10 protein-coding genes and 1 pseudogene are annotated in these 13,075 nt (G+C 67.9%); 4 read left to right on the top strand and 7 right to left on the bottom strand.

The window, feature by feature from the left end; genetic code table 11:
• Positions 1-99: 99 nt before the first annotated feature.
• Both OXS27_RS04185 and OXS27_RS04180 read right to left on the bottom strand, forming a co-directional pair.
• Positions 100-537 (bottom strand): DUF3429 domain-containing protein, encoded by a 438-nt coding sequence (locus OXS27_RS04185; protein WP_243924963.1) that lies wholly within the window; start codon positions 535-537, stop codon positions 100-102.
• Positions 538-676: 139 nt separating this feature from the next.
• Positions 677-4,009 (bottom strand): hypothetical protein, encoded by a 3,333-nt coding sequence (locus OXS27_RS04180; protein WP_267354393.1) that lies wholly within the window; start codon positions 4,007-4,009, stop codon positions 677-679.
• 296 nt (positions 4,010-4,305) lie between these two features.
• Here OXS27_RS04180 and OXS27_RS04175 point away from each other — a divergent pair, with 296 nt between their 5' ends.
• The gene (locus OXS27_RS04175; RefSeq protein WP_267354392.1) at positions 4,306-6,093 is read left to right on the top strand and encodes an acyl-CoA dehydrogenase C-terminal domain-containing protein; all 1,788 of its coding nucleotides are present in this window, start codon (positions 4,306-4,308) and stop codon (positions 6,091-6,093) included.
• 110 nt (positions 6,094-6,203) lie between these two features.
• Here OXS27_RS04175 and OXS27_RS04170 read toward each other — a convergent pair.
• The 5 genes and pseudogenes from OXS27_RS04170 to OXS27_RS04150 all read right to left on the bottom strand — a co-directional run.
• Positions 6,204-6,479 (bottom strand): annotated as a pseudogene (locus tag OXS27_RS04170) (type II toxin-antitoxin system YafQ family toxin); the annotation flags it as partial.
• Complete coding sequence (locus tag OXS27_RS04165) at positions 6,425-6,727, bottom strand: type II toxin-antitoxin system RelB/DinJ family antitoxin (protein WP_267354391.1); 303 nt, start codon at positions 6,725-6,727, stop codon at positions 6,425-6,427. The pseudogene OXS27_RS04170 and the gene OXS27_RS04165, both read right to left, overlap by 55 nt.
• A 124-nt stretch (positions 6,728-6,851) precedes the next feature.
• Positions 6,852-8,132 carry an O-acetylhomoserine aminocarboxypropyltransferase gene (locus tag OXS27_RS04160; RefSeq protein WP_267354390.1) on the bottom strand — a complete coding sequence of 427 codons (1,281 nt, stop codon included), beginning with the start codon at positions 8,130-8,132 and terminating at the stop codon, positions 6,852-6,854.
• A 106-nt stretch (positions 8,133-8,238) separates the two neighbouring features.
• Positions 8,239-8,454, bottom strand: a complete 216-nt coding sequence (locus OXS27_RS04155; RefSeq protein WP_243924968.1) for a hypothetical protein — start codon at positions 8,452-8,454, stop codon at positions 8,239-8,241.
• Positions 8,455-8,483: 29 nt separating this feature from the next.
• Positions 8,484-8,726, bottom strand: coding sequence for a hypothetical protein (locus tag OXS27_RS04150; RefSeq protein WP_243924969.1), 243 nt, complete (start codon positions 8,724-8,726; stop codon positions 8,484-8,486).
• A 184-nt stretch (positions 8,727-8,910) separates the two neighbouring features.
• Between OXS27_RS04150 and OXS27_RS04145 the strand changes: the two genes are divergently transcribed.
• The 3 genes from OXS27_RS04145 (at position 8,911) to OXS27_RS04135 (ending at position 12,990) form a co-directional block, all read left to right on the top strand.
• Positions 8,911-9,096, top strand: a complete 186-nt coding sequence (locus OXS27_RS04145; protein ID WP_243924970.1) for a hypothetical protein — start codon at positions 8,911-8,913, stop codon at positions 9,094-9,096.
• A 398-nt stretch (positions 9,097-9,494) separates the two neighbouring features.
• A complete protein-coding gene (locus OXS27_RS04140) occupies positions 9,495-11,324 on the top strand; it encodes an ATP-binding protein (RefSeq protein WP_243924971.1) in 1,830 nt (609 codons plus the stop codon).
• A 1-nt stretch (position 11,325) separates the two neighbouring features.
• A complete protein-coding gene (locus OXS27_RS04135) occupies positions 11,326-12,990 on the top strand; it encodes an EAL domain-containing protein (protein WP_243924972.1) in 1,665 nt (554 codons plus the stop codon).
• The last annotated feature ends 85 nt before the right edge of the window (positions 12,991-13,075 follow it).

The following is a 13,075-nucleotide window of genomic DNA, read 5'->3' as shown; positions in this document are numbered from 1 at the left end:
GAGCCGGCAGAATACTCCAGACACAGAGCGACGCCTGCACCGGCTGCCTGTTTTCAGGTCCGAGTAACCCGCGATCGACGCGGACCGCGACGCTGAGCCTCAGGCCGCCACCAGCAATGCCGCGCCGGCGACACCGGACAAGACCAGCCGCAGCCGCCCGAGCCAGAGCGGCACGAGGCCGCGGCGGTGCAGATCCTGGTCGATCAGGCCCCAGGCGAGCACGAGGACGCCGAGGATGCGCAGGTCCCAGGGCGCCGGCGCCGCCATCGCGGCCCAAGCCACCAGCGAGGGGATGATCGCCACGAGATAATCGGCATTGCCGGCATTGCGCGCAGCGGCGGCGCCCCATCGGATGCCGCCGAGGAACGAGGCGATCACCGCCCCATAGGCCGACAGAATGGTGCGCGGCGCCAAACCGAGGCTGCTCAGGCCGCCGTCGCTGCCCGAGACCGCCAGGGCCGCAAATCCCAGGAACGGAATGAGACCCGCCACGCCGAGTACGACGGCGCCGATCGGGACGGTGTTCCGGCTCGCCATCCATCCTCCCAGCAGCGGCATGGGCTGGCGACCTACGCGTTCCAACCGCGGTCCGACGCCGCCCCGGTCGGAGCGTTCCTGCATCGCGGGAGCGCGGTCAAGCTCGGATTGTCCGAGGCCGCGCTCCGGCAAATCTGCGCTAGGACCGCTTCGGAGCAGCCGTCAACGCGACGGAACTGGGTGCAGGAGCGCCGAGCAGTGACATCGGGGCGGTGGCACTTGTTTTGGCGCTCGGCGGCTCGTTGACGGCCGCGTCAATCTTTCGCGGCTTGAACGATGCTGCGAGGGACTTCGCACTGGCGAGTTCGGCGGTGCTCAGCTTGTTGGCCACGTCGTCGCGCTTCTTGGCCGCGTCCTCGTCGCCCTGGGAGGCGGCGGCGGCGAACCACGCGTAGGATTGGACCAGATCCTGCGTCAAGCCCATGCCGCGGGCGTACAGCACGCCGAGGTTGTACTGGCTGTCGCGGACACCATACTCGGCACCCTGACGGAACCAGGAGGCCGCGGAGGCGAAATCCGGCTTCCCGTTGGCGGCCGGGTTCTCGGCGAAGATCACCGCGAGATTGTGCATCGACCGGGCGTGGCCCTGTTCGGCGGCGCGGCCGTACCAGAGCTTGGCCTTGTCGAGGTCGCGGACCACGCCGGCGCCCTTCTCGTACTGGCCGGCGATCTTGTATTGCGCCGGCGCGTAGCCCGCCGCGGCCAGCTTCTCGAAGAGCTTGGCGGCCACCGCGAGGTCGCGGGGCATGCCGCGGCCATCGGCCTCCCGGGTGGCAAGATCCCAGACCGCCGAGCCGTCGCCTTCGAGGGCGGCCGTCTTCACTTTGGCGAGCCCCGGCGGCACGCCGCCGAGTTCGGCCTGCAGGGTGTTCATCCCCGAAACCTGCGGCAGGGTGGTTTTCGCGGCGGTCGCACGCGCCTCGGCGGGAACCGGGTTCGGAAGGGCCTGGGTGGTCGTCGGATCGGTCACGGGCGGCTTGGCTCCCGGAGCATCCTTCCAGGCTTCGGCTCCGGCCACCTTGGTGGCCTCCTTCGGGACGTCCTTCGACGCTTCCTTGACGACGGTGCCGGTCTCGGATCCTGCCGCGGCCTTCGCAGTGTCGCCGGCTGCCTCGCTGGCAACGGGGCCGGCCTGGCTCGCGGCGACGACCGGGCGGGGCTCGTCCGGGGCGCGCAGTTTGACCGCCTGAAGGGCTCCGAGCGCCAAGACGATCGCGGCGAGCCCGAGCAGCAGCGGCCGACGCCGACGGTCGATCTCGCTCCGCAACCGGCCGAGGCGGCCCGGCTCGCCCACCGCCTGCGCTGTCGCGGGCTTCGCGGCGCGGGTCTCCCGGCGGTCGATCGGCGCCTCGGCGGCCAGTTCCGCCTGCGCGGCCTGGGCGGCGCGGCGCGCGGCCGCGATGAAGCTGGTCTTGATATCGCTATCCGACCCGGGTTCGGCATTCAGCCTGACGCGGGCCGATTCGGTCGGCAAAGCCTTGGCCGACCGGCGGCTCGCCGAATCGCGGCCCCCGCGGGGCGCCCGGATCGGCCGCCCGCTACCCGGCTCGAGAAGGTCGTCGGCGATCAGCGGGGTCTCGGCCCCGGCCATCCGGACGGCCGGGTTCAGATCCGCGGCGGCAAGCGCCACCTCCGGGCTCGTCGAGGACATCAGGCGATCGTCGAGGGACGGAACCCGCGACTCCGCCGTCTCGGTGGGGCCGAGCCGGACGAGAAGGCGTTCGAGGGCCGTCTGGACACCTTCCAGTGTAGCACCCAGACGCGCGTCTGAAGCCGCCTGCCGCGCCTGCATGTCGGCGAGGCTCGCGCGCAGAAGGCCGATCTCGCCCGAATCCGCGGCGATTGCCGAACCGCTCAGGGTCTGCGCGACCGCGTTGCGGGCGGCGCGTTCGACCACGGCCTCGCTCGGGGCCGCGTCCCTGAGGGCGGCCACCTGTGCCAGCAGATCGCCCATCGTGCGCTCGAGCCCGGCCAGGGCCGGATCGCCGCCCTTGGGCGCATCCAGCCGGTCGGCCAGGGTCATGACCTGCTTCTCGAGGGCGTCGAAGCCCTCGTGCTCACCGGCTTCGTCCACTTTCTCGGCCAGCGTGTGGAGCATCGCCTGGATGGAGGCCATCTCGCTGGGCTCGGCATGAACGACCGCGCTGACCGGCTCCGCATGGTCCTGCAGCGCGCAGAGGTGATCGACCTTCTCGGCCAGCGTCTGGATCTGCTCGGCAAGCGCCGCGGGCGCGGCGATCTTCACGTCGCCGCGGATTTCTTCCAGCAGCGGGCGCAGATCCGGGCCGGCGCCGACGCGTTGCAGCTGCACCACCTGGGCACTGACGACCTGAAGGCTGTTCGCCAGGCTCTGGATCCGCTCCGGATCGGCCAGCGTGCTGATCAGCTGCCGGATCTCGTCGAGTTCCGTGAGCAGCCCGGCCAGCGTCTGACCCTCGGGGTCCGTCGGACCGGCCGCCGCGACATCGTCGAGACGCGCGGCCAAGCGGCGGACATCCTCCGCTACGCGGGCGTGGACATGTTCGGCAACCTCGTCGGCCAGGCGCTCGACCTGATGCCGGATCTCGGCGATCGGTGTCGCGATCGCGCTGAGATCGGTACCAACTTGGGCACGCTCCAGGCCGCTCGTCAGGGCGGCCACGGCCTGTTCCAAAGCACCGAGATCGCGGCTCGTGGCCAGCCGATCGATGGCCTGGCGCAGGCGGAGGGTTTCCACCTGAAGCTCCGCGAGGGCGACCGACGTCGCGGCGGCGTCCTCGGTGCGCGCCTCCAGGCGCCGCGCCAGATCCTGGCGCATGCTTGCGACCACACCGCCATCGGCGGCCAGCGGCGCGGCGTCGCCGGCAGGCTCCTGCGACAGCTCCCGCTGGCGCTGGCGGATGTCCAGAACCGCGCTGCGGATATCGGCGGGCGCCGGGCGCGCACGCCGGCCGGGCTGGCGCGTGGCGACCTGCTCGCCGAGCAGCGACATGCGGCGCTCGATATCCCCGAGCCGCTCGGTGACCTGCTGGACCGGGGCGGCCTGCAGGGCGCGCTCGATTCTGGCTTCGATCTCGGCCAGGCGCTGCGCCTCGGCGATCTGTGCTTCGCGCCGGTCCGCATCCAGGGTCCGGTCGAGGCCGTCGAGACGGTTCATCAGAGCGGCAAAGCCCTCGCCGTAAGTCTCGGCGATGGGTGCCGGACGCTCGGGCGGTCGCGACTCGGTCGGAAGATCCCTCTGGCGGGCGCCGATCTGGTCGATGCCTGATTCGGTGCGGACCGCAGCCTCCGGCCGGTTGACGGGCCGATCGAGCTGCTCGGCGCGGAAGCGGCGACGCTGGTTGCGGTTGCCGGACAGACCGGGCTGCGGTTGCGGAACGACCGAGGCGATCCAGGTCTCGAGCGGGACACCCGCCCGGGCGGCGACGTCGCGGGCGGCGTCGAGCACCTCGGGATCGAAACTGTCGAGCTGCGGCATCGCGGTGCGGGTCATCGGGGGCCTGTGGTCGGCAGCGTTCGTGGTCCAGCCCGTTGCGCGGCAGTTCCCCAAATGGGTATCCGCGGATCACGCCCCGGGTCGTTCGAGTGTGATCATTAACTTTCTTGGTAAACACGAGGTTAAGGGTGTTCTGAGCCGGTAATCATCGCGGCGTTCAAGACGCCGCAGGTCGTGACGCGTGTCACCACGTGGCAGGACTGAGCCGTTGCTCCCGCGGTGGCCGGGCGGTTACATGCGCTGCTGAAAGCGGATCGCGCCGAGAGATCCGCGCAGACGGGGGAAGCCTCACGATGCCGCAGTACCGTGCTCCGGTCGACGATACGCTGTTCCTGCTCTCCGACGTGCTGGGCTTCCACGCGCGGGACAATCTGGCGGGCTTCGCCGACGCATCGCCCGATGTCGTCGAAGCGGTCCTGCGCGAAGGTGGCAAGCTCGCCGAGGAGGTGCTTGCGCCGCTCAACCGGACGGGCGATCTCGAAGGCTGCCGCCGGGAGGCCGATGGCCGCGTGCGCACGCCGACCGGCTTCAAGGCCGCCTACGACACCTATGCAAGCGGCGGCTGGATGGGCCTCTCCGTCCCCGAAGCGTTCGGCGGCCAGGGGCTGCCGCACACGCTCAACACGGCAATCCAGGAATTCGCCTCGGGCGCGAATCTGGCGTTCGGCATGTATCCGGGCCTGACGCAGGGCGCGATGGCGGCCCTGCTGGTGCACGGCACCGACGAACAGAAGGCAATGTACCTGCCCAAGATGGTCGAGGGCGCATGGACCGGCACCATGAACCTGACCGAGCCGCATTGCGGCACGGATCTCGGCCTCCTGAAGACCAAGGCGGTGCCGAACGGTGACGGCTCCTACAGCCTCACCGGCACCAAGATCTTCATCTCGGCCGGCGAGCATGACCTGGCCGACAACATCATCCACCTCGTCATCGCGCGAATCGAAGGCGCGCCCGCTGGCACCAAGGGCATCTCGCTGTTCGTGGTGCCGAAGTTCATCGTGAAGGCCGATGGGTCGCTCGGCGCCCGCAACGGCGTGTCCTGCGGCTCCCTGGAGCACAAGATGGGCATCCACGGGAACGCCACCTGCGTCATGAACTACGACGGCGCGACCGGCTGGCTCGTCGGCCAGGAGAATCGCGGACTCAACGCCATGTTCGTGATGATGAACGAGGCGCGGCTCGCCGTGGGCGTTCAGGGCCTCGGGCAGTCCGAGGTCGCCTACCAGAATGCCGCCGCCTACGCGCGGGACCGGCTTCAGGGCCGCGCGCTGACCGGCGCCACGGCGCCCGAGAAGGCCGCCGATCCGATCATCGTGCACCCGGACGTGCGCCGGACGCTGCTGCAGATCCGCGCCTTCAACGAGGCGGCGCGCGCCCTGATGCTCTGGACCGCGCTCCAGGCCGACATCCTGCACCGCTCGGAGGATGCCCAGGAGCGGCAGGCGGCCGACGACTACCTCGGCCTGATGACCCCGGTGGTGAAGGGCGTCTTCACCGATCGCGGCTTCGCCAACGCCGTCGAGGCCCAGCAGCTGTTGGGCGGGCACGGCTACATCGAGGAATGGGGCATGTCGCAGTTCGTGCGCGATGCCCGCATCGCCATGATCTACGAGGGCGCCAACGGCATCCAGGCCATGGACCTGATCGGCCGCAAGCTGCCGAAGGACGGCGGCCGGGCGATGATGGCCTTCCTGGGCGAGGTCCAGGCCTTCGTGAAGGATCACGGCGAGGACCCCGCCATGGCGCCGTTCGTCAAGCCGCTCCAGGCCGGGCTGAACGATCTCCAGGGTGCCGTGATGTGGCTGATGCAGAACGCGTTCAGCAAGCCCGACAATGCCGGCGCCGGCGCGACCGACTTCATGCACCTCTTCGGGCTGGTTGCGCTCGGCTACATGTGGGGCCGGATCGCCAAGGCCGCCCTCATCAAGCAGGAAGAGGCGCCCTCCCCGCGCTGGGAATCGAAGCTCACGGGCGGAAGGTTCTTCATGGAGCGGATGCTGCCGGAGACGAGCCTGCGGCTGACGCGGATCAAGGCCGGCGCGGAGAGCACCATGGCGTTGGAGGCGGAGGCGTTCTGACGTCGACGTATAGCCATCGACAACGGCCTCGTTCCGGCTGCTGCATCCGGAACGAGGCACGCGTCGCGATTGGCCAGGTCTTCGGCGTCGATGGCCGACCGCGCTTTAAGGCCGAGTTCGGCGTGCGATCCGAGGCGGACCAGCTGGATCGTCGCAGGATCGGGAAGACGGTAGATCAGAACGAGATCCGGCCTGATGTGGCAGTCCCGATGGTCATGCCAATCTCCGATCAGGGCATGGTCCCGGTGCCGCGCTTCGAGGGGCAGGTCGCACGCCAAGCGTTCCAAAACGGCCGCGAGGTCGCCGGATAGCGTTGCGCGGTGGCGCCCCTTCAGCTCTCGTTTGACATCGCGCTTGAACTGGCCGGTGTGCTCAATCGTCCGCATCGAGGGCGGCCATCAGCGAGGCCACGTCGTCGAAACGCGGCAGCTCCCCCCCGCCGTGCTTCACGCATCGCGGCGATTGTCGTTTCATTCGGCGCGAGTGGTTCGAACGGCAGCGCCTTCTCGCGGGCGACCCGCGTCAGCAGCAGCCGTACGGCATCGGACACCGTGAGACCCAGGCCGGCCAGAACCACGGCAGCCTCTTCCTGCGTGACGGGATCAAGGTCGGTCTCGATCACGGCATTCGGCATCGTGACAGCCTCCGGACGCGTAGCCCACCATAACGCTGCGATTGCCCGGAAACCATAAGACCGAGGCGGCATGTCTCCGCAGCCGCGCGTCCGGCAGGCCCGTTCACAGGATTCGATGGCGCGCTCAGGCTGTGAGCGCCCCGTCCAGATCCTCGATGAGATCCGCCGGATCCTCCAGGCCGATCGACAGCCGCACAACATCCGGCCCCGCCCCCGCGGCGGTCTTCTGCGCGTCGGTGAGCTGGCGGTGTGTCGTCGAGGCTGGGTGGATGATCAGCGAGCGCGTGTCGCCGATATTGGCCAGGTGCGAGAACAGCTGGAGGTTGGAGACGAGCTTCACGCCCGCCTCGTAGCCGCCCTTCAGGCCGAAGGTGAAGACCGCGCCGGCGCCGTTCGGCGTGTAGCGCTTGGCCAGTTGGTGGTAGCGGTCGGTCTCCAGGCCCGGGTAGCTCACCCACGACACCGCCGGGTGCTGGACCAGGTGCTTGGCAACCGTCAGGGCGTTGTCGGAATGGCGCTGCATCCGCAGCGGCAGCGTCTCGATGCCGTTGAGGATCAGGAAGGCGTTGAAGGGCGACAGCGCTGGCCCGAGGTCGCGCAGGCCCAGCACCCGGCAGGCGATCGCGAAGCCGAAATTGCCGAACGTCTCGGCGAGCACCATCCCGGAATATTCCGGCCGCGGCTCGCTCATCATCGGGTAGCGGGCATCCCCGGCCCATTGGAACGTGCCGCCGTCGACGATCAGGCCGCCGATCGAATTGCCGTGGCCGCCGAGGAATTTGGTGGCCGAATGAACGATGATGTCGGCCCCGTGCTCGAAGGGCCGGATCAGGTACGGCGTCGCCATGGTGTTGTCGACGACGAGCGGGATGTTGTGCTTCTTGGCGATCTGCGACAGCGCCGCGATGTCGGTGATGACGCCGCCCGGATTGGCGATCGACTCGCAGAAGATCGCCTTGGTGCGCGGCGTGATGGCCGCCTCGAACGAGGCCGGATCGTCGTTCTCGGCCCAGGCCACCGACCAACCGAAGTTCTTGTACGAGTGATTGAACTGATTGATAGAGCCGCCGTAGAGCTTGTTCGAAGCCACGAACTCGTCGCCCGGCTGCATCAAGGCGTGCATGGTCAGGAACTCGGCCGCGTGACCAGACGCGACAGCGAGGGCCGCCGTCCCGCCTTCGAGGGCGGCGATACGCTCCTCCAGCACGGCGTTGGTCGGGTTGGTGATCCGCGTGTAGATGTTGCCGAACGCCTGAAGACCGAACAGCGAGGCGGCGTGATCGACGTCGTCGAACACGAAGCTCGTGGTCTGATAGATCGGCGTTGCCCGCGCGCCCGTGGCGGCGTCGGGTGCGGCGCCCGCGTGGATCGCCAGCGTGTTGAAGCCGGGCAGGCGGTCGGTCATCGTCGTGTCTCCTCCAGGCAGGCGAGCCTCTACGCCCGTGCAGGAGCAGGGCGCAAGAGATCACGCGATGGGGTATCGGCCGGGTGTTGGCCCCAGCTTCGAACGGCTACGCGTCCGGTGACGGGCCGATATCGACGTGCGGCTGGCCGGCCTCCACAAGGGCGCGGTCCACGGCCTCGATGGCCACGAGGGTCCGGGTCAGGTCCTCGGACATGGAGATCGGCGCCACGTCGAGGCCGCCGATCCTGCGGGCGATGGCGTTCCGCTGACGTGCCAGCGACGCGCGGGCACGATTGAGATCCTGTACTTCGTCGGCGGTCATCCGCACTTCCTTTCCGAAACTCGTGCCGGTCAATCCCCAGGCGTCCAGTCGATATCAGGCCGCTGCGCCAGCATGCGATCGAGATAATCGGCCACCGCCTGGGCTCCGTCGGTGTGCATCATCGCGACGGGATGGGCGAGATAGGCGCGGGCCAGATCCAGAGGGATCTTGTCGGACTGGAGGGCGCTCAGAACCTCGTCGATGAAGGCGTCGTTGGCCTCGTTGAAGTCGTTCGAGAGCTTCTTTCGATCATTCAAGGCTTTGATCGCCATGCCGTGCTCTTGCTCCTTCACTGGGGGCAGGTTGGCCCTCCCGACCGTTCGAACGGGATAGGGCATCGTGCGTTCCGTTGACAGGACGCCGCCCGCCGGGGACGCGACGCGGTGCCTCTCGGTAACCGTGCATATCGTGTTTTTGGAGCGGAAGCGTCGCCGGGCGCGTTAACGCAGCATGTCGATGCCTGCTTCACAGACCCACACCGTTGAAATCGTACCCTGCTCGGAGGGCTACCGCTGGGTCATCCGCACGCGGGGTGGCGCCGTCGTGGAAGCCTCGCCCTACGCTTTCGTGACCTCGAACGGTGCGCGCATCTCGGGCGAGTGCTGGAAGCGCGAGCATTTCAACGACGCCTCGGGCGATTAGACCACTTTTGCCCCAGGAAGATTGAGAACGGCGGCATACCGAAGGGGCCCCCGCCCGGTGCGGCGTGATCGAGCATAGGCCCTCGCTTTCAAGCATTGCCCTCGATCCGCGACAGTCGACCGCGCTGCTGGTGCAGCCGCGGCTTTGCTTGCTGGACCCCGCGAGCCAACGACTCAATCCCTGCGTGTATTTTACTGCGGAAGATGCACCCAGTGTATGCAGCCCCTCCGACGCGCTTTGCCATGCACACCCATACTAGTATTATATCATACAGGCCGCTGTGTATTAGCGGAAGGATTGATTAATCATCGATCCACTGTATCGCCGTCTTTGTCTGATTCTTAATCGGCCGATCCCACCATAGCGTCACGTTTGATTGGCAGGTTCGGGCACACGCAATGGTGAACGGTGACGGCATGGACCGGGACGAGGTTCCGGCGGCGCAGATGGGTTCGGTTACGTCGATCGAGGGTTCGAAGGTTCATCTCGAACTCGCCGGACAGAACGGCCGGCCGCACGTGCGGGCAACCGTCGGCAATTTCGTCCGGATCGAGGCTGGCGCCGCACTCCTGATCGGGATCATCACGACACTCTCGTCGGGCGGTGATCGGTCCGGACAGCGGGGCGCCTATGCGAGCATCGATCTCCTCGGGGAGATCCTGTCGGATAACGGGACCAAGCGGTTTCGCCGGGGCGTGACCTGCTACCCCGCCATCGGGGATGCGGTCGACCTGCTCGCTGCGGGAGATCTGCGGATCCTCTATCAGGTTTCATCGGCGAACATGGCCCCGGTGGGGGCGCTGTATCAGGATCCGGACACGCCGGCCTGCATCAAGGTCGAGGATCTACTCACGAAACACTTCGCGGTGCTCGGCACCACCGGTGTCGGCAAGTCGAGCGGCGTTGCCGTCATCCTCGACCAGGTGATGCGGTCCCAGCAGGCGGTGCGCATCTTCCTGCTGGACGTTCACAACGAATACGCGGCCTGCTTCGAAGAGCATGCGAGCGTCATCAGCCCGCGCAATCTCAAGCTGCCCTTCTGGCTGTTCAATCTCGAGGAGATCGCCGACGTCATCTACGGTGGCCGCTCACCGATCGATGAGGAGATCGAGATCCTGGCGGAAGTCATCCCGCTGGCGAAGAGCAAGTACGCGCAGTACAAGGAGGCCAGCGACAGGCAGATCGTCAAGCGTACCATCGGCAAGAGCTCCGGCTACACCGTCGATACGCCGGTCCCTTACATGCTTCAGGATCTGATCGCCCTGATCGACGAGCGGATGGGGCGCCTGGAGAACCGCGTCGGGCGGATGCACTACCACCGCCTGATCACGCGCATCGAGGCGATCCGCAACGATCCGCGCTACGGCTTCATGTTCGAGAACGCCAATGTCGGTGGCGACATGATGGGCGAGATCCTGGCACACCTGTTCCGGCTCGATCCGGACGGGCGCCCGATGACGATCATGCAGCTCGCCGGGCTCCCCATGGAGGTGGTCGACGCCGTCGTCTGCGTCCTGTGCCGTCTGGCCTTCGAGTTCGGGATCTGGAGCGAGGGCGCGATCCCGCTGCTGTTCGTGTGCGAGGAGGCTCACCGCTACGCGTCCGCCGACCGTTCCATCGGCTTCACCCCGACTCGCCGCGCCCTGTCGCGGATCGCCCGCGAGGGCCGCAAGCACGGCGTGTATCTGGGACTCGTCACCCAACGGCCGGCGGAACTCGATCCGACGATCATGTCCCAGTGCAGCACGCTCTTCGCCATGCGGATGACCAACGATCGCGACCAGGCTTTCCTGGCCGCGGCGGTCTCCGATGCGGTGAACCTGCTCACCTTCGTGCCGTCGCTCGGGACCGGCGAGGTGATCGCCTTCGGCGAGGGCGTGCCGATGCCGGTGCGGATGAAGTTCGCCGCCCTGCCCCCGGAGCGCCAGCCGCGCAACGACATGAGCGGGCGGGCTTCCGACCACGGCGACGCGATCGCCGGCGCGGCCTTCGTGGGCGCGGTGGTCGAACGCTGGCGGGGTGCCACCATGAGCAAGGCCAGCGGGCTCGATTCAGCGGACCAATCCGCAAGCCCGCGCCTCGCCCGGGAACCGAGTGCCGAGGGCAGCAACGGCGCCGCGCTCGACCAAGTGCACCGTCGCCTGCTCCGTCGTCCCCTCGAAGGCGCGGATGCCGCAGCCGCCGAGTCGGGCCTGCGCGCGCCCAAGACGCTCTGGCAGCAGGGCTGACGTGAGCACGTCCGCGCCCCGACATCGCCAGAGCCTGCTGGAAGCCGCCATCCAGGCGCTTCCGGTCGGCGTCGTGGTCCACGACGAGCGAGGGCTCTGCATCCTGGCCAACGACGCCGCCCGTGCTCTGGGATCGCGGGCGATCGACGACCTCTCGGCCAGCGCCTTCGACAGCCCCGACGCCGCGATCATCGCGGAGATCGGCGATTTCGTCGTCGAGGCGCAGGCGCAGGCGGTCGCCACCGAGGCGGATACCTACACGCTCACCACCCTCACGGATGTCACGCACCATCACGACATGCAGCGCGATCTCATCGCGCGGGCCTTCATCGACGCGCTGACCGGACTGCCCAACCGGACGATGTTCGAGCAGAGCATCGAGGAACTCATCGTCGGAGCCGGCCCGGACGACCGCTTCGCCCTGGCCTTCATCGATCTCGACAACTTCAAGCACATCAACGACTATTACAGCCACGCCGCGGGCGACGCCCTCTTGCGCAAGGTGGCTGACCGCATCCGCGGTACGCTGCGCCCGAGCGACATGCTCGCCCGGATCGGCGGCGACGAGTTCGTGTTGCTGCTCAGCCCGGTGGCCGATCGGGACGCCACCCTGGCTTCGGTGCTCGATATCTCGGACCGCCTGAAGCAGCCGTTCTTCATCGACGACCACGAGATCTTCGCCTCGGCGTCGATGGGACTGAGCCTGTTTCCGGAACACGGCACGACCTACGAGATCCTGCGCCGGCAGGCCGACAATGCGATGTATCGGGTGAAGGGTGGGGTGAAGGGCGGCGTCAGCGTCTTCGAGGAGACGATGAGCCACGCCGCCACGGCCCGCATGGCCGTGGAGCAGCGCCTGCGGCTCGCGATCCGCGACCGGTGCTTCTGCTGCGCCTTCCAGCCGAAGGTCGACATGCGGACGCACGCGGTGATGGGCGTCGAGGTTCTGCTGCGCTGGCGGGACGAGCTTGGGATGATCCAGGCTCCCGGCGACTTCATCGAGCTGGCGATCGAACTCGGTCTCATCAACGAGATCACCCTGCAGGTCCTGACCGAGACCGTGCAGACCATGCCGGACATCGACGAGGTGTTCGGGCCGGATGTCACGGTGAGCCTCAACATCGCCGCCAAGCAGGCCTGCGACGTGCCGTTCATGTCGGCTTTCTGCGACGCGCTCGGGGCGACGGGCATGGCCCGGCGCTTCGTGCTGGAACTGACCGAGGAGGCCTTCTTCACCAAGGGCAGCTTTCAGCGCGAGGTTCTTCCGCGCATCCGCGCCATCGGCGCCCGGGTGTCGATCGACGATTTCGGCGTGGGCTATTCCTCGCTCGCGGCGCTGGCGGAAATCACCGCGGATGAACTGAAGATCGACCGGTCCTTCATCACCGATATCGACAAGCGGCCCCGCAGCCAGATCGTCCTGAAGGCGATCGAATCGCTCGGGATGGCCCTCGGCATGTCGGTGGTCGCCGAGGGCGTCGAGACCTTCGAGGAGGTCGCCTACCTGCTGGGCGCCACGCAGATCCGCTGCGCGCAGGGCTATTATTACGCCAAGCCTCAGTTGATCGAGCAGATCCGGCAGGGGGAACAGCGGATGTCGGTGCCGCGTACCTCCCAGAGCCGCGGCTCGGATTTCCGCTCCCCGAGCCTGTTGCGGCGGGCCTGACGGGTGTGATGCGGCAGGACGACCGGTTGCTGCCGGTCGTCCCGAGAGCGCGTCCGGTCGGATGGCTGTCGGAACCGGCCGTTCT

The organism is Methylobacterium sp. GC_Met_3 (assembly GCF_026540775.1).
GTDB lineage: Bacteria > Pseudomonadota > Alphaproteobacteria > Rhizobiales > Beijerinckiaceae > Methylobacterium.
Note: the sequence above shows the minus strand (reverse complement) of the source record. Positions and strands in the feature narration are given on the sequence as shown.

Coding starts and splice junctions, on each gene's coding strand:
- OXS27_RS04185 (WP_243924963.1), bottom strand. CDS start 537: ATGGCGAGCCGGAACACCGTCCCGATCGGCGCCGTCGTACTCGGCGTG.
- OXS27_RS04180 (WP_267354393.1), bottom strand. CDS start 4,009: ATGACCCGCACCGCGATGCCGCAGCTCGACAGTTTCGATCCCGAGGTG.
- OXS27_RS04175 (WP_267354392.1), top strand. CDS start 4,306: ATGCCGCAGTACCGTGCTCCGGTCGACGATACGCTGTTCCTGCTCTCC.
- OXS27_RS04165 (WP_267354391.1), bottom strand. CDS start 6,727: ATGCCGAATGCCGTGATCGAGACCGACCTTGATCCCGTCACGCAGGAA.
- OXS27_RS04160 (WP_267354390.1), bottom strand. CDS start 8,132: ATGACCGACCGCCTGCCCGGCTTCAACACGCTGGCGATCCACGCGGGC.
- OXS27_RS04155 (WP_243924968.1), bottom strand. CDS start 8,454: ATGACCGCCGACGAAGTACAGGATCTCAATCGTGCCCGCGCGTCGCTG.
- OXS27_RS04150 (WP_243924969.1), bottom strand. CDS start 8,726: ATGGCGATCAAAGCCTTGAATGATCGAAAGAAGCTCTCGAACGACTTC.
- OXS27_RS04145 (WP_243924970.1), top strand. CDS start 8,911: ATGCCTGCTTCACAGACCCACACCGTTGAAATCGTACCCTGCTCGGAG.
- OXS27_RS04140 (WP_243924971.1), top strand. CDS start 9,495: ATGGTGAACGGTGACGGCATGGACCGGGACGAGGTTCCGGCGGCGCAG.